22 protein-coding genes are annotated in these 24,733 nt (G+C 60.6%); 9 read left to right on the forward strand and 13 right to left on the reverse strand.

Features of this window, described 5'->3' with window-relative positions; all coding sequences use genetic code 11:
• Positions 1–230, forward strand: a 230-nt coding sequence (locus E1N52_RS22045; RefSeq protein ID WP_165979312.1) for an ATP-binding protein, incomplete at its 5' end; no start/stop codon positions are given.
• On the opposite strand, the gene E1N52_RS22050 is transcribed toward E1N52_RS22045, so the two are convergent.
• On the reverse strand, positions 208–576 hold the full coding sequence (locus E1N52_RS22050; protein ID WP_133184852.1) for an Lrp/AsnC family transcriptional regulator: 369 nt from the start codon (positions 574–576) through the stop codon (positions 208–210). The two genes, E1N52_RS22045 and E1N52_RS22050, sit on opposite strands and share 23 nt — an antisense overlap.
• 123 nt (positions 577–699) lie before the next feature.
• Between E1N52_RS22050 and E1N52_RS22055 the strand changes: the two genes are divergently transcribed.
• Both E1N52_RS22055 and panB read left to right on the forward strand, forming a co-directional pair.
• Positions 700–1,326 carry a LysE family translocator gene (locus E1N52_RS22055; protein WP_246089168.1) on the forward strand — a complete coding sequence of 209 codons (627 nt, stop codon included), beginning with the start codon at positions 700–702 and terminating at the stop codon, positions 1,324–1,326.
• A 59-nt stretch (positions 1,327–1,385) separates the two neighbouring features.
• Entirely contained in the window at positions 1,386–2,216 is an 831-nt protein-coding gene (panB, locus tag E1N52_RS22060) for a 3-methyl-2-oxobutanoate hydroxymethyltransferase (protein WP_133184854.1), read from the forward strand.
• Between the two features lie 55 nt (positions 2,217–2,271).
• Here panB and E1N52_RS22065 read toward each other — a convergent pair whose 3' ends face one another.
• The 4 genes from E1N52_RS22065 to E1N52_RS22080 all read right to left on the reverse strand — a co-directional run bounded on the left by E1N52_RS22065 (position 2,272) and on the right by E1N52_RS22080 (position 7,149).
• Complete coding sequence (locus tag E1N52_RS22065) at positions 2,272–3,069, reverse strand: class I SAM-dependent methyltransferase (protein WP_133184855.1); 798 nt, start codon at positions 3,067–3,069, stop codon at positions 2,272–2,274.
• A 191-nt stretch (positions 3,070–3,260) separates the two neighbouring features.
• The gene (locus E1N52_RS22070; protein WP_133184856.1) at positions 3,261–4,823 is read right to left on the reverse strand and encodes a class I adenylate-forming enzyme family protein; all 1,563 of its coding nucleotides are present in this window, start codon (positions 4,821–4,823) and stop codon (positions 3,261–3,263) included.
• A gap of 248 nt (positions 4,824–5,071) precedes the next feature.
• Positions 5,072–5,812, reverse strand: coding sequence for an SDR family NAD(P)-dependent oxidoreductase (locus E1N52_RS22075; RefSeq protein ID WP_133184857.1), 741 nt, complete (start codon positions 5,810–5,812; stop codon positions 5,072–5,074).
• 383 nt (positions 5,813–6,195) lie between these two features.
• Positions 6,196–7,149, reverse strand: coding sequence for a LysR substrate-binding domain-containing protein (locus E1N52_RS22080; protein WP_133184858.1), 954 nt, complete (start codon positions 7,147–7,149; stop codon positions 6,196–6,198).
• 179 nt (positions 7,150–7,328) lie between these two features.
• Here E1N52_RS22080 and E1N52_RS22085 point away from each other — a divergent pair, with 179 nt between their 5' ends.
• The 3 genes from E1N52_RS22085 (at position 7,329) to E1N52_RS22095 (ending at position 10,593) form a co-directional block, all read left to right on the forward strand.
• On the forward strand, positions 7,329–8,450 hold the full coding sequence (locus E1N52_RS22085; protein WP_425468113.1) for a M20 aminoacylase family protein: 1,122 nt from the start codon (positions 7,329–7,331) through the stop codon (positions 8,448–8,450).
• A 39-nt stretch (positions 8,451–8,489) separates the two neighbouring features.
• Entirely contained in the window at positions 8,490–9,284 is a 795-nt protein-coding gene (locus E1N52_RS22090) for an ABC transporter substrate-binding protein (RefSeq protein ID WP_133184861.1), read from the forward strand.
• 121 nt (positions 9,285–9,405) lie between these two features.
• Positions 9,406–10,593, forward strand: coding sequence for a porin (locus E1N52_RS22095; protein ID WP_133184863.1), 1,188 nt, complete (start codon positions 9,406–9,408; stop codon positions 10,591–10,593).
• 21 nt (positions 10,594–10,614) lie between these two features.
• On the opposite strand, the gene E1N52_RS22100 is transcribed toward E1N52_RS22095, so the two are convergent.
• Positions 10,615–11,424, reverse strand: a complete 810-nt coding sequence (locus E1N52_RS22100) for a class I SAM-dependent methyltransferase (RefSeq protein ID WP_133184865.1) — start codon at positions 11,422–11,424, stop codon at positions 10,615–10,617.
• A 351-nt stretch (positions 11,425–11,775) separates the two neighbouring features.
• Positions 11,776–12,648 (reverse strand): AraC family transcriptional regulator, encoded by an 873-nt coding sequence (locus E1N52_RS22105; protein WP_133184866.1) that lies wholly within the window; start codon positions 12,646–12,648, stop codon positions 11,776–11,778.
• 503 nt (positions 12,649–13,151) lie between these two features.
• Here E1N52_RS22105 and E1N52_RS22110 point away from each other — a divergent pair.
• Both E1N52_RS22110 and E1N52_RS22115 read left to right on the forward strand, forming a co-directional pair.
• Positions 13,152–14,189 (forward strand): 3-oxoacyl-[acyl-carrier-protein] synthase III C-terminal domain-containing protein, encoded by a 1,038-nt coding sequence (locus E1N52_RS22110; protein ID WP_133184867.1) that lies wholly within the window; start codon positions 13,152–13,154, stop codon positions 14,187–14,189.
• 28 nt (positions 14,190–14,217) lie between these two features.
• Positions 14,218–16,806, forward strand: a complete 2,589-nt coding sequence (locus E1N52_RS22115) for an ATP-binding response regulator (RefSeq protein ID WP_133184868.1) — start codon at positions 14,218–14,220, stop codon at positions 16,804–16,806.
• Here the strand turns inward: E1N52_RS22115 and E1N52_RS22120 are convergent.
• From E1N52_RS22120 to E1N52_RS22130, 3 genes are all read right to left on the reverse strand, one after another.
• The gene (locus E1N52_RS22120; protein WP_246089169.1) at positions 16,779–17,954 is read right to left on the reverse strand and encodes a hybrid sensor histidine kinase/response regulator; all 1,176 of its coding nucleotides are present in this window, start codon (positions 17,952–17,954) and stop codon (positions 16,779–16,781) included. The genes E1N52_RS22115 and E1N52_RS22120 overlap by 28 nt on opposite strands.
• A gap of 194 nt (positions 17,955–18,148) precedes the next feature.
• Positions 18,149–20,035 (reverse strand): putative bifunctional diguanylate cyclase/phosphodiesterase, encoded by a 1,887-nt coding sequence (locus E1N52_RS22125; RefSeq protein WP_133184869.1) that lies wholly within the window; start codon positions 20,033–20,035, stop codon positions 18,149–18,151.
• Positions 20,036–20,147: 112 nt separating this feature from the next.
• Positions 20,148–20,435, reverse strand: a complete 288-nt coding sequence (locus E1N52_RS22130) for a hypothetical protein (RefSeq protein ID WP_165979425.1) — start codon at positions 20,433–20,435, stop codon at positions 20,148–20,150.
• 467 nt (positions 20,436–20,902) lie between these two features.
• Between E1N52_RS22130 and E1N52_RS22135 the strand changes: the two genes are divergently transcribed.
• Positions 20,903–22,099, forward strand: coding sequence for a transglycosylase SLT domain-containing protein (locus tag E1N52_RS22135; RefSeq protein ID WP_133184871.1), 1,197 nt, complete (start codon positions 20,903–20,905; stop codon positions 22,097–22,099).
• Between the two features lie 121 nt (positions 22,100–22,220).
• Here E1N52_RS22135 and E1N52_RS22140 read toward each other — a convergent pair whose 3' ends face one another.
• Genes E1N52_RS22140 through E1N52_RS22150 form a run of 3 tightly spaced genes read right to left on the reverse strand, consistent with a single transcriptional unit; the run spans position 22,221 to position 24,728 of the window.
• Positions 22,221–23,579, reverse strand: a complete 1,359-nt coding sequence (locus tag E1N52_RS22140) for a sensor histidine kinase (RefSeq protein ID WP_133184872.1) — start codon at positions 23,577–23,579, stop codon at positions 22,221–22,223.
• Positions 23,555–24,220 (reverse strand): response regulator transcription factor, encoded by a 666-nt coding sequence (locus E1N52_RS22145; protein WP_133184873.1) that lies wholly within the window; start codon positions 24,218–24,220, stop codon positions 23,555–23,557. Before E1N52_RS22145 ends, E1N52_RS22140 begins: the two co-directional genes overlap by 25 nt.
• Before the next feature lie 55 nt (positions 24,221–24,275).
• On the reverse strand, positions 24,276–24,728 hold the full coding sequence (locus E1N52_RS22150; RefSeq protein WP_133184874.1) for a hypothetical protein: 453 nt from the start codon (positions 24,726–24,728) through the stop codon (positions 24,276–24,278).
• Between the last annotated feature and the right edge of the window lie 5 nt (positions 24,729–24,733).

Below are 24,733 nucleotides of genomic sequence, written 5' to 3' on the forward strand. Positions count from 1 at the left end.
AACTGCTGCAGACCCTCGTCCATCAACGCTACAAGCAACGCCGCAGCATCCTCGTCACGTCCAACCGCGTCGTCCAGGACTGGGGGCGCTACCTTCGCGACAGCACCATGGCTTCGACGATCCTTGACCGTCTGCTGCATCGCTCCAAACTCCTCGAGTTTGAAGGCAAGAGCTATCGTCTCCGTGAAGCCGCTGCCAGGCTTGCCGTCACTGAGGAATCCGACGCATAATCCGCTCGTCCTGCCTGGGGGAATTTAGCCGCCCACAAGTGGAGGAGTTTGAACTGCCCATCGGGGGCGTGATTTCGGGAATGTCGATGAGCGCGTCCTCGAACGATTGCACATTCTCACTGCTGCCTTCGCGCAAGGTCGCGAAGACGATCGCCGAAAAATTCAGGCCGACTGCCGCCGCGTCGATCGTAGCGCGGTAACCGCTGATCACCTGATCGCTTTCCAGCGTGCGCAGCCGCCGCTGGCAGGGCGAGACGCTCAAGCCAACCCGCTCGCTCAGCTCGGTGAGTGAAATCCGTCCATCCTGCTGTATCTCAGCAAGAATTTTTCGATCGATTGCGTCCATGCGCTAAATATTAGCGTCGAGCACTCAGAACACGCAAGACTTAGCGAGCACTTTTCGCGTCCCAGGGCCTATCATCCTTGCCTTCGGGCGGTGGCGCCCGTTTAACAGGAAGCGAGCGTAGTAGTGGAAGCAAGTTTGTTGACGGCGTTCTGGATCGTATCGATCTCGCTGGTTATGGTCCCGGGCGCTGACTGGGCGTACGTGATTTCCGCGGGACTGCGCGGCAGCGTGGTCGCGCCCGCCGTTGCCGGCATGCTGGCAGGCTATCTCGCGATCACACTGATCGTGGCAGCCGGTGTTGGAACGCTGGTGATGAGCGTTCCCGGCGTTCTTCCCGTTCTGACTGCTTTTGGCGGGGCCTATCTGGCCTGGCTCGGTATCAGGACATACATGCGGCCATCGGAGCTCGCGGTGGGTCAAGCGCAGGACGAGAAAAGCCGGTGGAAATGGTCGTTGCGTGGATTCGCGATCAGCGGACTCAATCCGAAGGCCATCCTTTTGTTCGTTGCGCTATTACCGCAGTTCACGAGGCGCGATGCCTTGTGGCCGGTCTCCACCCAGATCGTGGCGCTGGGGCTACTGCACATGATCAATTGTGCTTCGGTGTACTCGGTCGTCGGCGTCGGTTCGAAGGCCATTCTGACGACCCGGCCGGCGGCGGCCCGCAGGGTGAGTCAGCTGTCCGGCGCGACGATGATCGTGGTCGCGGTCATTCTGTTTGCCGAGCAGGCGTTTGCTTTCATGCATTGACGGCCGCATGCAAGCGACAGAACGGCCAGCGATACGCCTAATCTTTACATGGTGAGCATATGAGTCGCTATCTTCAGGAAGCCGCGGAGAGCGTGCGCGGCAAAGCGGTCACTATTCCATCGCTTGCGAGCATGAAGCGCACGGGTGAAAAGATTGCGATGCTCACCTGCTATGACGCCAGCTTCGCTGCGCTCATGGATCGCTGCGGTCTGGATATGGTTCTCGTTGGAGACTCTCTCGGCAACGTATTGCAGGGCCATGGCACCACGTTGCCGGTGACGCTTGTCGATATCGCCTACCACACAGAGTGTGTCTCCCGTGGCAATCGAATGGCGCTAGTCGCCGCGGACATGCCGTTTGGGACGTATGGCACGCCGCAATCTGCGTATGAGAACGCGGTGCGACTCATGCGCGCGGGCGCGCAGATGGTCAAACTCGAAGGCGGCGCCTGGCTGGCGAAGACCGTCGAGTTCCTCGTTGAGCGCGGGGTACCTGTCTTCGCGCATCTCGGACTCACTCCCCAATCGGTACACCGGTTGGGCGGATTCAAGGTGCAGGGAAGAAGTTCGGAAGATGTCGAACGGTTGAAAGCCGATGCTTTGGCGCTTCAGGCTGCAGGCGCGTGCCTTATTCTTCTCGAAGCGATTCCTGCAGGGGTGGGAAAAGAAGTGACCGAGTTGCTGGAGATCCCGACTATCGGCATTGGTGCGGGTCCAGATTGCTCGGGGCAGGTGCTCGTGATGCACGACATGCTGGGCATTTTCCCGGGCAAGACCGCGCGCTTCGTGCGTAATTTCATGAATGGACAATCCGGCATCGACGCGGCGATTCAGGCATATATCAAGGCGGTGAAGGACAAATCCTTTCCTGCGCAAGAGCACTGTTTCTGACGAGGTTGATCGTAAATGCTGTGCTGATGTGCGTCCTCATGTGCTCCTGCGCGAATTAGCGCTTGATCGCACGCGTCATGAGATAGTGCTGCCGCACCATGTTGTTTTCTAGATGGCGGCCGATGCAGCTATCCAGGTCGGCGCGGAAGGTCGCCAGCCTGGTCGCATCACTTTGCAAGGTCTGCACCAGCTTTACCACAGGCACAAATGTCTCTTCCGCACCGCTTCGGTAGTGCTGCGGGCTTAACGCCGGGAAGCAGATCACGCCGCGGTCGAACACGATGCCGGTGACCGTTTCACCCAGCCGCTGGCGGACGATACTCGGGTCGCCCCATTGCAACGGGGGTGCAACGCCCGCGGGCGGTGGCTGGTATTTTCCAACCAGTGCAGCCATTTGGCCGACAAAGTGTTCCGGTGGCCAGGTTGAAAACGCGATGGTGCCGCCCGGTTTGAGTACGCGCAGCATTTCCGCAATCGCCACTTCGGGCCGTGGCGCGAACATATGGCCGAATTGGCTTAGCACTACGTCGAAGCTCGCATTGTCATAGGGCATTGCCTCGACATCGCCTTCGCGGAACTCGATCTCGACGTCGGCCAGTGCGGCATTCTTCTTCGCACGCTCAAGCAGTGCCGGCGCCAGATCCAGACCACAAGTCCGGGCGCCGAGACGAGCCGCAGTCACCGCGATCACACCGGTGCCGCAACCGACGTCGAGTACCGACTGCTTTGGACGCACGCGCGCATGGCGGATCAATTCAGCCGCCGGCATCGTCGAAATCGCCTCCAACGGCGCAAACAGTGCCCACGCCTCGCGCTGTACGGCTTTCAGTTCGGCAAAGGGATCGTCCGGCACGGGAACCTCCGTAGGGAAACGGTGAAGCGTTCATGGTGAAGCAGACTGCAAATCGATTGAACCAGGGTGGCGACGTGTGGCAATTCGACCGGAACAATGCTGCTGCCCAGATGCGTCACAGGACAGTTCATCGCAGCGGCCGTTACTTCGACACGTACCCTCCGACTCTGCTGACATGGCAAAGACGAGCTTTACGTAGCGCGCCGACTGTCCAGATGCTCGCCGATTGCTTTGAGCCTGGCCCGGTCCACTTTGCCTAACGAATTGCGCGGTAACCGGTCAACGACGATGAGCCGCTCCGGCATCTTGTAGCTCGCAACCCTCGTGGACAGGTCGAGCAATACGTCATCGACCTGCGTCCCGGCTTCGGTCAGTTCAACAAAACCGATTACGCGCTGACCGAGGACGGCATCCGGCACACCGACTATCGCGGCCTCGCGCACGCCGCGATGGACAAGAAGCGCGTCCTCGACTTCGACCGGCGAAATATTCGACCCGCCACGGATGATCAAATTCTTCTTTCTGGCGACGTACCAGAAATCGCCGGCTTCGTCTTGTCTCAGCACATCGCCAGTGGCCCACCAGCCATCTTTGCGTGCGTCGTCGATGTGTCCGGGCCCATGCCAGTAGCCGACGAACATGTTCGGACCGCGCAGCAACAATTCGCCCGCTTCGCCGCGCCTGACCGTGTTGCCTTCTGCGTCGACGAGGCGGACACGGTTCATGTCGACTGCGCGGCACACCGGCCCGATATCGAATCCGTAGGTGAACGTGCCCACGCTTTCGCTCATCGCAAGCACGTTGCGCATCCTGACGCCGAACACCCGCAAAAACTCCTCCTGCAGACTTTGCGGCGTCGTGTCGCCTGCGACAAGGCAGGTGCCCAGTGACGTGACGTTGCGTGGCTGTGCAATCTGCGTGGCGATCGCCACCGCATACATGAACGGCAACCAGATCAGCAGCGTGCAACGGTGCCGCTCTATCAGGTCGAGCGCGGCCGCTGGATCGAATCGGTCCAACAGGACGCAGATGCCATTTGCGGCTAGCGTCGCCAGCACAGTAACGAGGCCCGCTCCATGCATCATGGGCGTGGCAATAAGCGCGACGTCGTACGGCCTCGACGCGACGGCCTGGCATGCTTGCGTTATCGCGCACACGGTGCGCTGTGTGTGGGTGACGAACTTCGATTCCCCCGTAGTGCCGGACGTTGACAGCAACAGCGCAGGTTCATCGACGCGCACCGGCGCAAGCCGGACCTCGTCTTCCTGGTGCTCAATCAAGTCGCTCCATGCCTTTGCGCCCGTGTCCTGGGACGAGCCGTCGACAAGAAAGCGCCGGTTCGCAGCGAGAATCGAATCATCCACGCCGGCAATTGCGCCGTACAGATCGCTCTGGCCCAGATACAACGAAACCTGCAGCCGCTGCAATTGTGGCTCGAGTTCCGCGCGTGTGAGCCGGGTATTCAGCGGCACCGCAATTACGCCTGCCAGCATGCACGCGTAATACGCGATGACCGTTTCCGGTTTGTTCGTCAAGTGCAGTGCAACGCGATCGCCCGGGTTCATTCCCTGTGCGATCAGGCCTTGTGCAAGTCTTCTGACGTAGCGTGCCAGACGAGCGTAGGTCCATACGTCATCGCCGGCGATCAGCGCAATGGCATCAGGGCGCGTTTCCGCGGACTCGAACAGGCGCTCGTGCAACGTAATGAGTCGCGGCGTCTGTATAGGGTGGGGGCGCGTTCCGGGGCACGACATGGCAATTGCTCCAATGGGCCGACTGGCTCTCGATGACTGGGCTATCCTGACAACACTCGACGCTCGCTATCTATTCCGGCGCTTGCGCCGGCTGGGTCAAGAACGAGATCAATTGGGCAGGGCAGGTTAATAACATTTCGAATTACTAAACAATTCGGTAAGCACGCTCGCTGTGCGATTGGCTTCTCAACGATGGACATGGACGTTTTTGCCGTCCGTTCCACTCACTCCATCACTACGAGACCGCCTCAGGCGTTGGCGCCGCCGTCGACGGTGAGGCTTGCGCCGGTGATGTAGCTCGCCTCGGGGCCGGCGACGAACGCCACCATCGCGGCGACGTCGTTGACGTGCCCGAACCGCTTCAGCGCGGTGATCGCGATCTGCGGCGGCGCCCAGTCGCCGGCCGCGGGGTTGTTGTCGGTGTCGATCGGCCCCGGCTGGATGTTGTTGACCGTGATGCCGCGGGGGGCGACCTCGCGAGACAGGCTCTGCGTGAACATCTTCACAGCGCCCTTGGTCGCGGCGTAGGTCGCCAGGACCGGCATCATGTTCCGCTCGCCGACGCAGGAGCCGATCGTAATGATGCGGCCGCCCGCCTTCAGGTGCCTGAGCGCGGCCTGGGTGGCGGCGAGCACGCCGCGCAGATTAGTGTGGATGACAAGATCCATCTCCTCCAGCGTAGTCTCCTCGAACGGCTTGGGGATGAGTATGCCGGCGTTGTTCACCAGGATGTCGAGCCCGCCGAAAGTGGAGGCGGTCTGTTCGACCGCGGCCGTGACGGCCTTCGCGTCGGCGGCGTCCGCATGGATCGCGATCGCCTCGCCTCCGGCGCTTTCGATCTCCTTCACCACCCGGGCGGCGGCGTCCGCTCCCCTGATGTACGTGATCGCCACCCTGGCGCCGTCGGCGGCCAGCCGCCTGGCGATCGCGGCGCCAATGCCGCGCGAACCGCCGGTGACGAGGGCGGTCTTGTTGTTCAGATTTGCCATGGGACATTCTCCTAAAGAATATGGCTGCCGTGACGCTATGCACGTGTGCGTCCACGCCCTGAGACCTCGTACATAGCGGGCCTCTAACGGAGAACAGCCGGATTGGAGAATCTATTCCGGATTGGCCGCGATCAGGACAACGGTTATGTCCCTGTCTATCTGGCGCCGTATCGTGTTGGGCTAGTCGAGTTTTTTCTGGTATTCCAGAAATGCCTCAGCGTTTCCCGCAGGAAAAAATACGGATTCCTGAGTGAATTGGATTGACTCAACGACCACCCGACGCGTTCGGCAGTAGCCGGCCCGTTGCCACCAATCCATCTCGCGAAATTACAATGGCCGTTCACAATGCAGACCGGTTGGTCGCTGACGCGCGGTCTCCGGCGCTAGATCAACAGCTCCAACGTTTCGAACAAGGCGAGGTCTTCCTTTTTCGCCGAGCGCGCGTGTCGGCGTATGACCTGAAGCAGGCAATCGATGAAGGCGGCGGCCGCGCGGCTCAGCGTGCTGTTGCGGCGTGTGACGATGCCCAGTTGTCGGGGTTCGAACGCCTCACGCAAGGCGAGCGGCCGCAGGCGGCCGCCGAACGGCGGCACATGGCTCAGGATCGTCGGGCTCCACGTGCACATGTCTGCCTGCTCGACCATGGTCTGCAATGTCGCTACCGACTGCGCGCGCACGATACGGCGCTCGTCTATCTGTGCGCCATGGCGCGTGAAGAGATAGTCGATGAGATCCCGCTGGCCGTCCGGCGCAAAATTGAGCACCCAGTCCTCGTCCAGCAATTCGTGGATCGAGCGCGCCCGCGCCTTCCGATGGCCTTCGCGCACCATCACCGTCGACTCGTAAGCCAGCAGGGGCTCACATGCGAACTCCTGCGCGCTCGCTCCCGGCTGTAACTGGCCGACGGCAAAGTCCATGCTGCCTTCGCGCAGCAGCGGCTGGGCGACTGCCATCAGTCCTTCGATCAGCTCCAGGCGGATATCGGGCATGCGCTTGCGAAAGAGTTGCACGGCTTCGGCAAGAAAGGTCAGCGTAATCCATGGCGTGACGCCCACCATGAGGCTGCCTTCCATGCGCCCCCTCAAGCGCTCCAGATCACTGTGCGCGTGTTCGAGCTGATTGAGCACGAGGCGCGCGTGCGTGAGCAGCACCTTGCCATGCTCGGTGAACGTGATGCCTTCCGGGGCGCGGATCAGTAGCGGAAGACGCTCGCTCGCCTCCAGTTCGCGCAAGGCGCGCGTGACAGCGGCCTGGGAAAGCCCGAGCGCGCGGGCCGCGCCGCGGATGCTGCCGGCGTCCGCGCTGGCGACGAGCGCTTCCAGTTGATGCAGTTTCATTTGCGCGGAGACGCCCGACTGGCGAATGGTGACAACAGGGGGTTGTCATCATAACAAAACGCTGGCTGTTCCCCGGAATTTGCGCTGCATACGATTCACTCCATGATGCAGACACGGGCGAAGGAGGCGAATTGAGCAGACAGTGGGTTTTGCCGGAAGTGGCGGCGATAGAAGCCGAAATGATCGCGTTGCGCCAAGAAATACACGCGCAACCCGAACTGGGCTTCGAAGAGCACGCGACGAGCGCGCTCGTCGCCGCGAAGCTCGAGGCGTGGGGCTATCGTGTGTCGCGCGGCGTGGGCGGCACGGGCGTGGTCGGGACGATGGAGCGCGGGCCTGGGTCTAACCTCGGACTGCGCGCCGACATGGACGCGCTCCCGATACACGAGGCGACAGGCCTTGCCTATGCCAGCCGCAACGATGGCGTCATGCACGCGTGCGGCCACGACGGCCATACGGCGATGCTGCTGGCGGCCGCACGATGCCTTGCGCAAAAGGCGCAGTGGCGGGGCACGCTGCACCTGATTTTTCAACCGGCCGAAGAGGGCCTGGGCGGCGCGCTCAGGATGATCGAAGACGGCCTGTTCGAGCGCTTTCCCTGCGACGCCGTGTTCGCCATGCACAACATGCCGGGCTCTCCGGCGGGAACGATTGGTTTTCACAGCGGTGCGTTCATGGCGTCCGCGGATGAGGTGACGATCCGCGTGATCGGACGCGGCGGCCATGCGGCCGCACCTCAACAGACGATCGACCCGGTTGTGGTCGGTGCGTCGATCGTCATGGCGCTGCAAAGCGTGGTGGCACGCAACGTGGCGCCGCATGACCAGGCCGTGGTCAGCATCGGCGCGTTGCACGCGGGAAGCGCGTCGAACGTCATCGCGCCTTATGCCGAACTGCATCTGAGCGTACGCGCACTTTCGGCACAGGTACGCACGCTGCTGGAGCGGCGCATCACCGAGGTCGCCGAAGGGCAGGCTGCAAGCTATGGCGCACGCGTGGAGATCGACTACCGCCATTGCTACCCGGTGCTCGTCAACCACGAAGACGAGACCGAACTGGCCCGCCGCGTCGCGCTCGAATGGGGCGGTGCGCAGATGCTGATCGACGGACTGCGTCCGCTCATGGCGAGCGAGGACTTCGCGTACATGCTGGAGCGTTGCCCGGGCAGCTACCTCTCGATCGGTAATGGGGACGGCGCGCAGCATTGCTCGCTGCACAATCCCGGCTACGACTTCAACGATGCGAGCCTTGCCATTGGCGCGAGCTACTGGGTCAAGCTCGCGGAGCGCATTCTGCAATAACCCACGAAACAACTGAAACGACAGCAAGGAGACGGGCAAATGAAGAAATGGACGAAGGCGCTTTCACTGGCGCTCGCGGCGGCTGCGACGGCGGGCTCCGTACACGCGGCGGATCTCAAGGGACGGGAAATCCGGCTGGCGGTGGACCCCACCTATCCGCCGCTCGAGTACAAGACGCCGGACGGCAAGCTCACGGGCTTCGGCGTCGACATCGCCAATGCGCTGTGCGCGCAATTGAATGCGCATTGCGTGTGGGTGGAAACGAGCTTCGACGGCATGATTCCGGGCCTTATCGCGCGCAAGTTCGACGTCATCTCTTCGTCGATGACGATTACGCCCAAGCGCATGGAACAGATCGCCTTCACCAACAAGATATCGAATGCGCCGGCGCGGCTCGTCGTGCGGCGCGGCTCCCCGCTACTGCCCGATGCGGCCTCGCTTAAAGGAAAGCGCGCGGGCGTCGAGCAAGGCACGAGCCAGGAGGACTACGCACGCGCGAAATGGCAGCCCGCAGGCGTGGAGATCGTCGCCTACCAGAACCAGGATCAGGTGTACACGGACCTGACGTCGGGCCGGCTCGACGCGGCGTTTCAGGCGTCCATTGCGGCGAGCGACGGCTTTCTGAAGCGACCCGAGGGCAAGGACTTCACCTTCGCCGGAAACGCCATCGACGACCCGAAATTCTTCGGTCAGGGCGACGGCCTTGGTTTGCGCAAGCAGGACACTGAGTTGCGCGATGCGTTCAACGGAGCGCTCGCCGAGATTCTTGCGAACGGCACCTACGCGCGCATCAACAAGAAGTATTTCGATTTCGACATTTACGGCGCGAAATAACGCAGACCGGGCCGTGTAGTCGGCGTGGCGGGCGCAAGGCATGCGGCCCGCCACAGCGAAGGGAACAGGGGAGTGCCTTCGTTGCTATCATTAGCATGCCTTATAAAATAACGGAAATCTGATGAAGAGGAAGATCTTTTGCGTCATGGCGCTGTGTGGCGCGGCGGCGCCGGCGTTCGCGCAAAGCAGCGTGACCCTGTACGGTGTTATCGACGAGGGTATTGACTACACGAACAACGTGGGCGGCCACGCCGTTTACGAAATGACAAGCGGCTATGCGCAAGGCAGCCGTTGGGGACTCAAGGGCACCGAAGACCTGGGCGGAGGCAACAGCGCAATCTTTCAGATCGAAAGCGGCTTCAACGCAAGCAACGGCACGCTGGCAGAAGGCGGCCGCGCTTTCGGGCGGCAGGCGTTCGTCGGCCTCGCGAACGAGCGTTACGGCACGCTGACGCTGGGGCGTCAGTACGACTCCGTGGTCGACTATCTCGCACAGACCACGGCGAACGGCAGCTGGGGCGGCTACCTGCTCTCGCACCCCTTCGACAATGACAATACCGACAACACCTTCCGCCTCAACAACACGATCAAGTACGCAAGTCCGACGTACGGCGGCTTTTCGTTTGGCGGCACGTACAGCTTCAGCAACGATACGAACTTCGCGAACAACCGGGCGGTGAGCGTTGGCGCGCAATACACGGTGGGCGGATGGCTCATCGCTGCGGCGTACCTGAACGCCACCAACCCTGCGCTCACCTCGAGCGGCGCGATTGCTGGTGCGAGCAGCACGAATGGCGCGGACGGCAACTTCGCTTCGTCGCGGCTGCAGATTTTCGGCGCTGGCGTGAACTACACGGCCGGATCGGCAACGGTCGGCTTCGCGTACACGAATACGTACATCGGTCAGCCCGTGGCCAACGTTGGGTATCTCACCGGCGACGAGACGATTCAGCCGGTGACCGGACCGCTCGCTGGCGGCAAGGTGACGTCGCTCAGGTACCAGAACTTTGAGGTCAACGGCAAGTACCAGTTCACGCCGGCCTTCTTCGTCGGAGCCGATTATGTTTACACGATGGTGCACTATGATGCGACGACCGGCAGCGTGAAGCCTTCGATCCACTCGGTGGGCCTGATGGCCGACTACAACCTCTCGAAGCGTACGGACGTCTATCTGCAAGGCGCCTTCCAGCTGGTCGCGGGAGACAAGACCGGCTCGTCGCTCGACCAGGCATACGTGCCCGGTGCGCAGGATCTTTCCTCGACTTCGCGCCAGCTCGTTGTGCGTGCCGCCATTCGACACAACTTCTGAGTCCGGGGTCACCCGATCAGACTAATCGACGCTCCTCGCTTCGGTAGCCAGGGGGTAACGGGTTGTGCTGGAGGTCGTCTCGTCCCGCAGTCCATCATTCGTTTTCTCTATGCGGAACATAAAAATGTTTGACATCGAAGGCGCATTGAGAACGATGACGCGGTCGATCAAGTGGGCAACGAAGCGAAGTCGGTGCGGAAAAAACGTATCCCATTGGACGTTTGGGATCAAGAAGAAGTCGATTTTCGATACGGGAAGATCAAGCTTTTCGATCGCTTTTAGCACTTTCGCCGCGTTGCAAAGCCGGTAATAGGCTGGATAGTTGTTTGCCTGTGGAGCGATTGACCGACGGTAGAGATACTTGATCCCAAGTGCCTGCATGATCCGCACGATGACGGTGAAAGGGTGCCTCGCGTTAGGCGACATTGACCAATACACGCCGCCTGGTTTGAGCACCTCGATCGTTTTGGCGAGAAACGAAGTCTCGTCGACGACATGTTCTACAACGTTATAGGAATAGGCTAGATCGTACGTGTTCGATGGCACGGGGATCTCTTCCATCGCACAGGTCCACCGCTTCCTGATCAGTGGATGGGGTTGAACAACGGGGAAGGGATCAACGCCATCAACCTCCCCGAGGACATGCTCGATCCTGCTGATGGTTGGATTGGTGCCGTGACCGCATCCGATGTCGAGTACATGGCAGGATATTCCGGGCTCTGCGGCGAGACGAGTGGCATAGTATTCTTGAAAAAATGATCGATTAGCGTCGTAGTGTTCGAATTTTCGATTGCAATCAACATAATGATATGAAATCGTAATATCGCTCATTTCGACCTCTGGATTACGGAGTGAAATATTGCTGCAGAAGATGTCGGCAAACTTTCCTGGAGGAGGCGATTTAAATAATGATCTCAACAATAGGACATATGTGCGGAACCGGAAGTGATATTTATTTCTTTCTGGGTGCGTGTTGAAAATATAGGCGGTGGCGGTGTCAACGTTCGGAAACCGTGGATAGAAGACCAGATTCGTTGGTTACGCTTCGGCTACCTGAGATTCAATCGACCATCCGGGAGCAGGATTTCGCCGGTTAGATAATCTGACGCGATTAACAAGGGCACCGCTTGAGGCCACCCGGACCGAGGCGACCATGTGCTCGCCTCGGTCGATCGCCCCCTGTCACACGAGGGGAATGTAGATATCGGTTTGCCACTGGTCCAGCGGCGTTTCCGGAAACACGCTGAGATAGTGGAAGAACAGTGGATGGTCCCGCAGTTCTTCTCCGCTTGCAGGAAGCCAGTCGCGATAGATCGGATAGATTGTCTCGCCGACGTGGTCAGTCGATCCAATATGCCGAACCACGGCGCATCGGCCGCCCGGAATGACGAGTTCGCGGATACCGTAGGCATTCGCTGCAATCGGCTCGTCAATCTCTCCGCAGATGTCGAAGCGGAATGCATCTCCAGGCGTCGTGTCCGGGTTATTGCGCGGAATACCAAACGTTCTGCTCGTCGCAATCGGGGATTGCCCACTTTGCTTGCGCCAGTCAATGAACTTGCGCACGCTCTCGTTGACGAGCCCAGTGGGTCCGCAGTGTTCGAGCGCGGCGACGCGAGTTTCAGAAAAATCGATAAATTGTACTTGCATGGTGAGTTTCCTCGAAAAATAAGGGACGACAAAAGTCGCGCTCCAGATTTCCCACGTCGGGTGCTGTCGAAACGAACTCGGCGACATGCCGAACGCACGCTTGAAAGCTCGACTGAACGCTTCGGGGCTGTCGAAGCCCGCGTCGAGTGCGGCATCGAGTACCGAACAGCCTTCACGTGAAGCCAGGCGGTGTGCGGCTTTACGCAAGCGCATCAGTTGCACGAAGCGCGCGACGGGCACTCCCACATAGGCAGCAAACTGCCGATGAAAATGGAACTTCGAGAAGTTCGCGACGCGACTTAGCGTTTCCACTGACAGGTCACCATCGATATTCATCTCGATGTAGGCGAGTACGGCATCGAAGCGCTTCGTGTAAGCGCGAGTGGCGTCAACGTGAGCTTGCATGGTCTGGATATCTGAATTGTGCGACTGACGTTATGGTCGCTGATGGCCGAACGTCGCGCCTAGCCGCGCTTGCTCAATATCCAGACGGCCTGTCCGAGAAGACTTCAGCGCATTGAGCCGGCCTTGCGCAGGTACGCAGCACGCGATCGCTCGGCTCTCAAGTCTCATTCTTTGCTGCCGATAATCCGTTCGGGGTGACTCCCGCAAAGTATGCATTGAACATGAGCGGCGAAGCCTGAGCCGTCGCAGAGTGGCACTGGCAATTAGAAGGCGAATTGAAAGGAATGGGGCCGGAGGCAGGTTCCGGGAGCATGGCCGCCCGCCCGGGCAATCGATGCCCGGCCGCGGAAAGTCAACGCGTAGGGAAGAGGTGAAATTCGTGATAAACGGTGAGGGCGCTAACGTACGGGGGCCGTCCGGCCGGATATCTGGTGTTCAGGTATCCGCGTGCCATACGCGCGAGACCTTTACTCATCCAACATTTCACGATTCACGGATTCTCTATGCTTATCAAGAATGTCGCAGTCAGTCTCCCTTCGAGGGTTGTTACGAACGAAGAAGTTGTCGATATGATCCGGTCCCACTCTACGGCTTTCGATGGCGACATCGACAGAACAGTGCGAACGATCAAGACACTGCTTGACCGGAGTGGCCTGGTCCGTCGACGTTGGTGCGACAGCCATGAGTCGCCCATCGATCACGTTGCGATGGCGACGCGCAAGGTGTTATCGGAAACATATTTGAGGCCGGAGCACATCGAACTGTTCATCTTCGTTGGCATCGGTCGAGGGTTCCTCGAGCCGGGCAACAGCCACATGATGGCGAGCACGCTTGGCTTTGGCAATGCCGAATGCTTCGATGTGGTCGATGCGTGTATGAGCTGGACTCGGGCCATGTCGATCGTCGACAGTCTCTTCAAGACCGGTCAGTATAAAAACGCGATGATCGTGAATGCCGAATTCAACATGCTCGCAGGGGGGCCGCTCTATCCTTCTAATTTCGCGCTCAAGCATCACGCCCAGGTCGAATACACCTTGCCGTCGTTTACGATAGGCGAAGCGGCGACTGCTACGCTGGTGGTTGCGAAGGAGCCGGATAACTTCAGCTTTGCGTTTCGCGGCAAGCCAGATGTCTCGGACCTGTGCACGATTCCGATTCCCGGCTACGAGGGGTATTGCCACCCCACGGACCGTATCGGCAAGAACGGCGAAATGCGGTTTACCTCGTTTGGCCACGAACTGCACAAGAACTCAGATGAACTTTCCGAAGTCTTCTCCAGACTGGCTGTTCCCAAGAAAGACATCGACATTGTTTTTACGCACGCCTCCTCAAAGGCCGCGTGGCACGGCTACGGCGTGAAGGCAGGCATCGACGATAAGATGTATCACATCTATCCGGATACCGGAAATCTCGTTTCCGCTTCGATTCCGGCCGCGATTTCAATGGCCAAGGAGACGGGGAAACTGAAGCGGGGAGACAGGGCGTTGTGCTGGGTCGGCAGCGCTGGCATGTCGTTCAACGTTAGCAGCTTCCTGTTCTGAGGCTCGGTATCAGTTTAATGAGAACGATATGAAAGGCATTGCAGGAGGCGTTCGCTATCTGATGCAGCGGGTTCGCGACGCGTACGGGTTGTCGGACCTTAGCGTGCTGGCGGTTGGCGTCATCGGGACAATCGGACATCCGCTGTACTGGTTGTGGTGGACGTACATTGACCCCCAACCCAATGAAAGCACGCTGATGCGGGTTATCGGCGCGCTCGCCTGCCTGTTGCTGCTGCTGCGCCGCTTCTGGCCCGCAGCAGCAGTGCCTTTCCTGCCGTGGTATTACTTCCTGACGGTAGCCTATACGCTGCCGTTCTTTTTCACCTACTACCTGATAACCGGCCACTATTCGATGATCTGGTCGATGGCGGAAGTCGGGATGATGTTCTTTCTGATAGCGATATTTCCGTCGTTCGTCGCGCTGGCTTTGAATCTCGCCCTTGGTGTTGGCCTCGCTATCTTCTGCGCGTGGATTCTCCATCCGGAGTCCCTTCATGTCGACGGCCATTTGTTGCTGTACACCTACCTGCCGGTTTTTGCATTCGGCATCAGCGCGGGCCTCACGTTCAGCTACAGCAACATGCGGGGGATCACGGCGCAGGCAAAGAACGGCGCACTGCGGGCGTTGGCCGGCACGATCGCGCATGAGATGAGGAATCCGCTCAGCCAGCTTAGGTACGTGCTGGATCGCGTCGAGGAGGCGCTGCCCGCGATGGCTGAGTCGAGGCCCGCGTCGGCGTTGCCGGTCGACGCGGTGGCTTCGCTTTCGCAGCACGTTGCGCACGGACAGCTGGCGATCGATCGCGGGCTGAGAATCATCGCGATGACGCTGGATGAAGTCAGCGCCAAGCCGATGCAATCGGACAATCTCAACTATGCGAGCGCGGCGGAGGCGACACGCAAGGCACTCGACGAGTACGGCTTCAGCGGCAGGAAAGAGCGTAGCCGCGTGAAACTGATGGTCCTCGAAGACTTTACCTTCAAGGTCGACGAGACCGTCTATCTGTTTACGTTGTTCAATCTGATCAAGAATGCGCTGCATCACATGGCGGCGCGTCCTACGGCGACGCTTACGCTGACTGTCGACCGGAACAAGGTTATCGTTCACGACACGGGGCCGGGCATCGCAGCCGAAATGATGGCCCATCTGTTCGAGCCTTTCCGTACACAAGGAAATTCTGCAGGCACAGGTTTGGGGCTAGCCTACTGCCAGCGTGCGATGCACTCATTCGGCGGCACAATCGAGTGCCGTTCGGAAACCGGCAAATTTACCCAGTTTACGCTTGAGTTTCCGGCTGTACCTGAAAGCGAAATCGCGGCTCACCGGCAGAAGCTTCTCGCGCGCGCCACAGAGTTCTTTAGCGGGAAGGCGATACTGCTCGTGGACGATGACGCGGTGATACGCGAGAAAGTCTGCCATGCACTTTCAGGGGTGAGCGCCCGGGTTGTAGAAGCGGAGAACGGTGAACGCGCGCTGGCGCTCCTTCGAGAGAGTTCCGCTTACGATCTCGTGCTGATGGACATCAATATGCCGGGTCTCGACGGCTATACGGCCACGGAGAAGATCCGTTCCGATGCCGACCTGGCTGGCGGGAACCTTCTTGTTGTCGGCTATACGGCCGAAGCTCACAACCTGGCGCGTGTGCTCGCGAAGGGTGCCGGCATGGACGCGACGATCAGCAAGTCCATACGCATGGTGGACCTGGTGAGTACGCTGCAGAAGCTCATGGAAAGCGGCGATCGGCATTTGCGCCACCCGCGCTTCGATGGATTCGCGGGCAAGACGATTCTCGTCGCGGACGACGATACCTACAGCAGGATGGTCGCGAAGAGCTATCTGGAGCGATGCGGCGCCAGCGTGGTGGAGGCGGAAAACGGGCAGGGTGTGCTGGCCCGCCTGCAGGGCGGAGGAAACGTCGACGCCATCGTGATGGACATGAACATGCCCGGCATGGGCGGTGTGGACACGGCAGCGTGGATTCGCGCCCGCGTGGATGAGTATGGCGAAATGCCGATTGTTGCCTTGACCGGCCAGTCCGATATGGCGGCAGTTAGAGCCTGTCTCGCAGCGGGCATGAACGAGGTGATGACCAAACCCGTTCAAGTCGGCGTGCTCTATGCCTGTCTCGCGCGACAGTTTGCGCACTCGCGTGTGGCGAGCGCACCGGAGATTCGGGAACGGCCGGCCGTGGCGGTTGCGCGGACTGCCGATCGGGTTGCGAATCGGGCAATGATCGCGGAGGACGACCTGCTCGATGAGGCGCATCTCGACGAACTGGCGTCGCTCGACATGCTAGATCAGACCTTCCTCAAGGGCATTGCGCAAATCCGGTCGCTGCTGGCGCAGCTTGCCAGCAGTGTGGAGGCCGGTGACATTCGGGCAGTGCATGCGGTGCTGCACCTTCTTTTAGGTATCAGCGGAAATATCGGCGCGAAAGCGCTGCACCTGTATGTGAAGCAGATCTATCCGCGGGTCCTCGATGGCCAATGGCCGGTCGAGACCGACTGGTTCGATGAGACCACCGCGTTGGGAAACCGCTCGGCCGACGCGTTGCATCGATACTTTGTGTCCGCGACAAGGCCAGTCGATCAACCGGGTGTATCGACCGAGGACTGAGGTTCGAGCGGCTTTTCCGCGCCAGTTGCTTTCGCGCGTTCGTTGCGGGTGCCAAAGCGCATGGTGACAGTCGTCCCGACGCCCACTGCGGAGTCGATTTCCAGACCGCCGCCAAAAGATCGCATGATGCGGTTGCAGAAGATCATGCCCATGCCGTGGCCACCTTCTTCGGCGTGGGTCGTGATGGGGTCCCGCAAGAGTCGCGCCTTTATTTCGGGCGCAATTCCCGGGCCGTTGTCCCGCACGCGAATCTCGGGTTCGAGATTGTCGAGCACTTCAATGTGCAACGCGGGGCGAGGTGTGTGGCTGAGCGCGCGCAGGGCGTTGGACAGCAACGAAGAGAGGACGAGCGTCACGCAATTGGGCATCGCACGCACGACGAAATCGTCCTGCACGTCTACCGTTATCCAGTCGCGCTGCGAGGCTGAGAACGGGTAAGTGTCGAGCAAGGTCGCAATCAGGCGCGTCGCTCGCACTTCCCGGGCTCCAGCGCGCGATAAAGACTGCGCGCTGCCGCTTTTATGCAAGCTCGCCCAGAAAGACGAGATCAATGTCATGCAGTACTGCGCATTGGCGAGCATGGATGTCGCCGCATCGGTGACTTTGCTCCGGGGAATCGAATCAACCTCGCCAGCGCCGCCGTTTTCGATGGTTTGTGCGATCAGCGCGATCGTCGCCAGAGGCGTGTTCAACTCGTGCGCGAGGAAGGCAAGCGTCTCGTCCATCGCCAGCAATTGATGCTGACGCGTTTCGCGCTCAGTCCAGTGCGCGATCGCCTCGCGCAGTGTCTCGCGTACCGTTTCTATTCGCAGCGGCTTTTCGAGGATGCGAAATACGCCGCCGGTATTCACCGTACGCAACAGCATGTCCTTGTCGGCGTAAGCGGTCACCAGAATCCGCACGATTCGGGGGTATCTTTGGGCGGCTTCACGTAGCAGTTGATCGCCATTGCTGACTGGCATGCGGAAGTCGGTAACCAGGACTGCGATGTCCGCTCCGTGCTCTTCGAGTATCTCGATGGCTTCGTCTGCGTTGCGCGCGAGATGAACAGGGTAGAGACCCTGGATGGCGCGCGCGAAGTGGACACGCGACATCTCGTCGTCGTCGACGAAAAGAATGGAGAACGGCGTATGCATGGCGCTTGTCATTGCTTTTTCAGCGTATCAACGGTGTGCGGACAACAATCCGAGCCAGGCGGCAGATTCACACCGACCGCACCTGGGCTGTTTGATCTTGCTGATTCGCTGCGGTATTGTGGGTTTTGGTTTTGGCAAGTCACGTGACGCCAGCATAGCATGCACCTGCGTGGACTTTTCGGTGTTGCTTGCTTGTGCCACGCAGCTTAGCTGATGACGTTTTCGCCAAGCGTTGCAAGCGAGGGCCGCGGTAGCGGGGCGCCGTCGGCGAGTACACGCGTGATGCTTTCGGCATCGAGCGGCTGACTGAAGCGGAATCCCTGCGCTTCCACGCAACCGAGAGCGAGCAAGAACTCCTGCTGCGCGAGCGTCTCCACACCTTCGGCGATGACGGATAAACCGAGCGTCTGCGCGAGCGTGACGATCGCCTTCACGATCGCCCCGGTGTCCGTTTCCCCGATGCCTTGCACGAATGCACGATCGATCTTGATGCGATCGACCGGCAGTGCGCGCAATTGACTGAGGCTCGAGTAGCCCATGCCGAAATCGTCGATTGCAATACTGATACCCGCGCGGCGGAATTCGTGAAGGCGGTGCGCGGCGATCTCCGGGTGCTTCATCAACGCAGTCTCGGTGACCTCGAGTTCGAGTTTGGTCGGATCGACGCCCGTCTCCTGCAGGATGGTCTGAAATGTCTCGACGATATCCGTGCGCTGCAACTGAAGCGGCGACAGATTGACCGATATGCGCACGGGCGCAAGACCCATGTGCCTCCAAAGTGCCGACTGACGGCAAGCTTCATGCAGCACCCACTCGCCGAGTATCGCGACAAATCCCGACGCTTCTGCAATCGAGACGAAATCGGCAGGGGAGACGTCGCCGTAAGTCTCATCGTGCCAACGCACAAGTGCTTCGACGCCAAGCACCTGGCCGTTGCGCATGTCGACCTGTGGCTGGTAGTGCACGCGCAGCGCATCTGCTTCGATCGCCTTCCTGAGACGTGCTGAAAGGATGAGCTTGGCGTCGGCGTTCTCGCGCATTTCAGGCCGAAAGCGTTCCCAGCAATTGCGGCCACGATTCTTGGCCGCGTACATCGCCATGTCCGCGCACGAGATCAGCGTTTCCACATTGCCGCCATCCGCTGGAAACATGCTGACGCCGACGCTGGCGCTCACCACGAGCTCATTTCCGCCGACGAGCGCTGGTTTCGCGATTGCCGCGAGCACAGCATCGGGAAGATCGAAGCGTGAGTCGTCCCGCCCGCCCGGAGCAACGATGATGAACTCGTCGCCGCCGTAGCGACCGAGAACGTCGCCCGGGCGGACACAGGCCCGTAGACGTCCGGCAACTTCGACGAGCAACTGGTCGCCAACGCTGTGCCCGAGCGCATCGTTGACGGTCTTGAACGTGTCCAGGTCGAGGAAAACGACATAGAGGGATTGGCCGTGCCGGGCGGGGTCATTGAGCAATGCCTGCAATCTTGCGCTGACCGCCGAACGATTTGCGAGCCCGGTCAGGCTGTCGCACTCGCTGAGTTCGCGCAAACGGCGCGAACGATCGAGAAGCCTGACTGACACGTCATGGGTCGTTTTGGCGAAAAGGAGGGGATAGATAAAGATGATGGGCAGCCAAACCGGCGCGATCCGTAGATCCAGCGGAGTGGCGGCGATACCGAAGGTTGCTGCGCCGGCAATAATGCCCGCAGCGCTCGCGCCCACCCCGGCGACGAAGACCGGCCAACCACCAACCGCCATGTTGTCGAGCGCAAACATCAACAGGATGACGACGGTTGCGACCGGCTCAAAATGAACGGCGGCGGTCAGCCAGCCGCCGAATGCCGAATCGAAGAGCAAGTTCCATCGCTCTCTGCGCAGCGCATCGTCAGTGACAGTGCGTACGCGCAAGTAAGCGAGATGCGGCCAGATGAGACAGATGGCAAGAACGCCGAAGAAGAGCAACGCCGGCGCGTGCTGCACGTGCAGCAAGGAGAGCACCGGTATGGAGCCGATCGCATAGCCGAGGACCCGCAGCACGTAAATGCGGCGCAAAAGGCCGGCGGTCCAGAACTTGTCGCCCTTGGCGGACGTGAGCACGAGGTCTCCCCGATCAATTTATGCGATTTAGCGAGAGTAGACCAGTTCGGCTATTCGCGCGAGCCCCCGTGGAGCTTGCTACGCCCGGTATCCCGTAGAGATGATGTGCAGTTCAAACAAGAAAGCAGCCAAGGCCACAAGCATCGGGAGCGAGATCAAAATGCGTACTGGCCAGTAGCGCGCTGGTAACGCTCCACTCAGTGTTCGATACGCCTTCAGCGCCAGATAAAAAGCTAAGGGCGGCAGAATGAATATCGTGATGCCCAAGAAAAGGAAAGGCACCGAAACCAGGGATATGAAGATGGAGGCCGCGTTGAAGGTTGATCAGCCCGCCTCCAGGAATGGAAATGCGCAACGCATAAACCGATGGCTCGCGCGATACCCTCCTTAAAATCGTCACTGTCGTGCCGTATTGATTTTGATATGATTGCGCGATTATCAGGCTGGATTATCGGCACTTCTCGAATGCAGCCCCGTTGATCGCTGGGCGAAGCGCCCGGCGCCGATACGGCATGATTCCAGTTGACTGCCCGCACTTGCCGGGCGCAATCGGGGAGCCTGCGCTACAAGAGCGCAAGCCGTTGGGGATCGGTGATGGACACGGCCAAGGCAGACTACATCGGGATACGGCGCGGGGAGTGCCAATTCCTGCCGCAGATCACGCATGAAAAGACACGCGGTGAGCGCCGCTATGAAGTCGTTAATGTTTTGAAGTCTGCGCGTATTCGGATTTACGATCAGAGCGGGGGATTAGGGAACAGACGCGAAGCCCGACGTTCCGACTCCGAATAACGTCCAAGTTTCAATTACCCAACGCCTCCCGACCCGCATATTGCAAATCGTGCGACGCGCGCTTACGAATGAATCATGCAGAATCGAAAATCTGCCTTACTCAACCATAGTCTGTACTTGCGTCTGATACAGATCGCGATGCTGTATGCGATACCCGTCATTGCCTATGCTGATTGCATAGACGACGCGGCATCGTTTCAGCACGTGAACGTGGGTCTCATGCGTGCTATTGCCCAGGTCGAGTCGGGAACGCAAACGCACGCTATCAACCGCAACAGCGATGGCACGGTCGATATCGGCCTCATGCAGATCAACAGTTCGTGGCTGCCTCGGCTCGCTCGCGAAGGCATTTCGGAGCAGAGTCTGTTCGATCCGTGTACCAATGCATATGTGGGCGCATGGATCCTCTCGGAGAATATCCGGCAGTACGGCCCTACGTGGAGCGCGATTGGCGCCTATAACGCATCGTCGCCCGACAAGCGGCTCGCGTATGCCCGCAAGGTGTACGCTACCGCGCAATCCATAGCCAGCTCGCCGGACTCGCCCATGCCCATCCTTCCGCCGTCATATGTTCCGCCCGAGACCTATAACCCGTTCGCGAGTCTGCAGGTCAACCAGGTCAAGATGAGCGCGCCTCGTGGCGCGCAAGCCGCGCCCGCTTCGGCGACAGCGGCGCCTGCCATTGCGTCGGCCACGCCCGGCACCTATAACTTCGGCTGGACTATAACCGGCGCGGACGCGGCAAAACCCGTGCAGGTATTCGACGATGGGGCAAAAATCTACGTCCAGTTCGGCGACTTGAAGCGCGTGCCGGCCATCTTCGCGGATACGCCGCGCGGACGCGTCGTGCTGCGCTGGGAAGCGCAACCGCCCTATGCGATCGTCTCGTCGCCGGAGCGCCGGCTGATCTTCCAGATCGGTTCAGCGGAAGCTGTCGCGCAAAAGGCAGCCGCTGGCACAACAGCCGGAACTTCAATTGCGCAAGCGCCGGGCACTGGGGCATCGGAAGCGGGAGGGAATTCTGCTTCGAAGCCTGCCGCCGCGCGCGGGGCATCCGGCGTATCGACGGATGCGCTCTGGTACGTAACAACGCCGGCAGCCGGTAAAGCGCCCGCCGCGTCCGTGCCTGCGCTTCAGGCCACCGTGGAGGCAGTTCATGAGTCGCCGGTGAGTACACCGCAGGCGGAACAGGCGGCAGGCACCAGCGGCGGTCGGGCACCCGCGACACAAGCGGACTCAGCGACGAGCGCCCTGTGGTACGTCACGAAATGAACGCCCTGCGCGCGACGGAAATATGTGCGGCAACTACCCGGCTCGACGAAGTTCAGTTAAGTAGTGAGCCTGCTGAAAGTCATGTCAGGTGGATATGGGGAGATGTGCGCTCACAGCGAGATCAGCGAGACTGCGATGGAATCCGCACCGACACGCGCAAGCCGCGTTGCGTATGCGTGTCGGTGGGCGCGAGACTCACTTTGGCACCCATCCGTTGGGCAATCGTCAGGACGATTGCCAGTCCGAGCCCTGAGCCGATCTGCTCGTTACCCGGGATTCGATAAAACGGATCGAACACACGAGCACGCTCGTGCGGCGAGATGCCCGGGCCGTTGTCGGTAACGGTCAACAGCGCCTGACTTCCTGTCTCCCGGACGGCCAGATTGACCCGTCCGCCGTCTGGCGTGTAGCGAATCGCGTTGTCGACGAGATTCTTGATCAGCGTCGTCAGCTCAATGCTGTCGACGCTCACTCGCACATCCGGCCCGTCTTCGACGCCGATATCAATATGCTTCGCTTCAGCAAGTGGCATCAGATCTTCGAGCACACGCCGCCACGTCGCGTGGATCGACACCGGTTCCATGGGCCGCGCTGGCTTCCCCTGTATCCGTGCGAGTGCGAGCAACTGCTCGATCAGCTTGCGGCTGCGCTCAAGGCCGCCGCGCAGCGTGGTCAGGCGCGTGCGTGCGTCGACCGGTAGATCCGTCTCGCCGAGCCGCTCCGCCTGCAGCGACATCGCCGTGAGTGGTGAGCGAAGCTCGTGCGCCGCGTCGGCGACGAAGCGGCGCTGCGCATCGACCGACTGCGCCACACGTACGAGCATCCGGTTGATCGCGACGACGAACGGCCGCACCTCGACCGGCAGGTGATCGGTCTGGACGGGCCGCAGGTCGTGCTCGCTGCGCGCGTCGATTTCGGCCGACAGCGACGCGACCGGCCGCAACATCTTGCGTACGAGATCGGCGACGACCAGCAGCAGAATCGGCAGCAGGATGATTAGCGGCATCGCTGTCCGCCATGCGCCTTCGCGCGCGGTGTCATCTCGCACGCCCGCATCCTGGGCGACTGCGATGCGCTCGCCGTTCGCGAGCGTGTGAATCAGCACGCGCAGCGTCTGTCCGTCCGCATCGAGCGTATGGAAACCGTCAGGCAGCGTCGCTGCACCGGCGAGTCGCCGATCGCCGGCAGAAACCGGCGCCCCGTCGCGGTTCAGCGGTTCGACGATCACACGCGGTACTTCGTCGCTTTCAGGCGTGTGTGTGGCGCTTCCGGTCGGCGAAACAGCCATCGGCGCGCTCTGACGATCGAGCAGCGTCGCAATCTGACGCAGCACGTCGTCCTGGAACTCATGTGCTTCGACGTACGCCGACGAGAACGAAAAGGCCGCCGCCGCGGTCGCGACGACCAGGATCGCGACCGAGAGCGCGACTGACAGGCGGAGCTGGATCGATTCTTTCAGCCGTTTCTTGACACCATCCATCCGACACCTCTGACGTTCTTGATCACAGTACTGCCGAGCTTGCGGCGCAGCGAGTGGATCAGGACTTCGACTGCGTTGCTTTCGACTTCCTCACCCCAGCCGTAGATGCGGTCCTCGAGTTCGCTGCGCGACAGAATCGCGCCGGGGCGTACGAGCAGCGTGCGCAGCAACGAGAACTCGCGGTTCGACAACTGTATCGGCGTGCACTCGCCGACCGTGACTTCGCGCGTCGCCGGGTCAAGCGACACGATGCCGTTGCTCAGCACGGGCGCGGCGGAGCCGACTTGACGCCGGATTGCCACGCGAATCCGCGCGAGCAGTTCGGCCATTTCGAACGGTTTGAGAATGTAATCGTCGGCGCCGCCGTCGAGCCCGCGCAGGCGGTCGTCGAGGCCGTCGCGCGCGGTGATGATGATGACCGGTACCGCGCTGCCCTTCGCGCGGATTCCGGCCAGCACGTCGAGGCCGTCCCGGCCGGGCAGGCCGAGGTCGAGCAGGATCAGGTCATAGCGCTGCGCGGCGAACGCGGTCAGCGCGAGCGCGCCGTCCGTGACGCGATCCGCCGCGTACGACGCGTCCTTCAGCGCAGCCTGGACAGCTTCGCCAATCATCGGGTCGTCTTCGACAAGCAGTATTCGCATACCTCCACTCCAGGAGCGATAACCGGAATCAGCGTCTGCGACTTCCGCACGCGCGTCACGAGGTCTTGCCGGCGAGCCTGTCGAACGTGTGCAGGAGGTCGTTCATCGCGGCAGTGCAGTCGCTCTGCTTCGGATGGTCGGTGCGCAACGCTTCGAGCGCGCGGTCAATCACCTTGTCGAGCACATGCCAGTCGTCGGCCGCGCGTGGTTTCAGGCCAGCTTCGGCTTCGTCCCACGCGACCTCGAGATCCTTGATGCGTGTCTTGCCGCCAGGCAGGTCGCCCCTGGCAACGAAAGCGGACACGTCGGCCGCAATCCTGCGGAACTGAGAGAGGTCGCCGAGCTTCGACGCGCTCGCGGGCGAACCGCCCTGTGCGGCGGCGGAGGCGGGCGCCGTGGTCGATGCGGCAGCGCTGCCGATCTGTTTGGAGCAACCGGCGGCAAGGCCGAGCGCAGCGCACACGGAAACGGCAACGAGCAGACGCGAAAGCGTGGTTGGATAACGCATGAAAA

It is taken from the genome of Paraburkholderia guartelaensis (assembly GCF_004353905.1).
GTDB lineage: Bacteria > Pseudomonadota > Gammaproteobacteria > Burkholderiales > Burkholderiaceae > Paraburkholderia > Paraburkholderia guartelaensis.

Excerpts from the sequence above, each read along its gene's own strand:
- E1N52_RS22050 (WP_133184852.1), bottom strand. The coding sequence starts at position 576 with ATGGACGCAATCGATCGAAAAATTCTTGCTGAGATACAGCAGGATGGA.
- panB (WP_133184854.1), top strand. The coding sequence starts at position 1,386 with ATGAGTCGCTATCTTCAGGAAGCCGCGGAGAGCGTGCGCGGCAAAGCG.
- E1N52_RS22070 (WP_133184856.1), bottom strand. The coding sequence starts at position 4,823 with ATGTCGTGCCCCGGAACGCGCCCCCACCCTATACAGACGCCGCGACTC.
- E1N52_RS22075 (WP_133184857.1), bottom strand. The coding sequence starts at position 5,812 with ATGGCAAATCTGAACAACAAGACCGCCCTCGTCACCGGCGGTTCGCGC.
- E1N52_RS22080 (WP_133184858.1), bottom strand. The coding sequence starts at position 7,149 with ATGAAACTGCATCAACTGGAAGCGCTCGTCGCCAGCGCGGACGCCGGC.
- E1N52_RS22085 (WP_425468113.1), top strand. The coding sequence starts at position 7,329 with ATGATCGCGTTGCGCCAAGAAATACACGCGCAACCCGAACTGGGCTTC.
- E1N52_RS22090 (WP_133184861.1), top strand. The coding sequence starts at position 8,490 with ATGAAGAAATGGACGAAGGCGCTTTCACTGGCGCTCGCGGCGGCTGCG.
- E1N52_RS22095 (WP_133184863.1), top strand. The coding sequence starts at position 9,406 with ATGAAGAGGAAGATCTTTTGCGTCATGGCGCTGTGTGGCGCGGCGGCG.
- E1N52_RS22100 (WP_133184865.1), bottom strand. The coding sequence starts at position 11,424 with ATGAGCGATATTACGATTTCATATCATTATGTTGATTGCAATCGAAAA.
- E1N52_RS22105 (WP_133184866.1), bottom strand. The coding sequence starts at position 12,648 with ATGCAAGCTCACGTTGACGCCACTCGCGCTTACACGAAGCGCTTCGAT.
- E1N52_RS22110 (WP_133184867.1), top strand. The coding sequence starts at position 13,152 with ATGCTTATCAAGAATGTCGCAGTCAGTCTCCCTTCGAGGGTTGTTACG.
- E1N52_RS22115 (WP_133184868.1), top strand. The coding sequence starts at position 14,218 with ATGAAAGGCATTGCAGGAGGCGTTCGCTATCTGATGCAGCGGGTTCGC.
- E1N52_RS22120 (WP_246089169.1), bottom strand. The coding sequence starts at position 17,954 with ATGACAAGCGCCATGCATACGCCGTTCTCCATTCTTTTCGTCGACGAC.
- E1N52_RS22135 (WP_133184871.1), top strand. The coding sequence starts at position 20,903 with ATGCAGAATCGAAAATCTGCCTTACTCAACCATAGTCTGTACTTGCGT.
- E1N52_RS22140 (WP_133184872.1), bottom strand. The coding sequence starts at position 23,579 with ATGGATGGTGTCAAGAAACGGCTGAAAGAATCGATCCAGCTCCGCCTG.
- E1N52_RS22145 (WP_133184873.1), bottom strand. The coding sequence starts at position 24,220 with ATGCGAATACTGCTTGTCGAAGACGACCCGATGATTGGCGAAGCTGTC.
- E1N52_RS22150 (WP_133184874.1), bottom strand. The coding sequence starts at position 24,728 with ATGCGTTATCCAACCACGCTTTCGCGTCTGCTCGTTGCCGTTTCCGTG.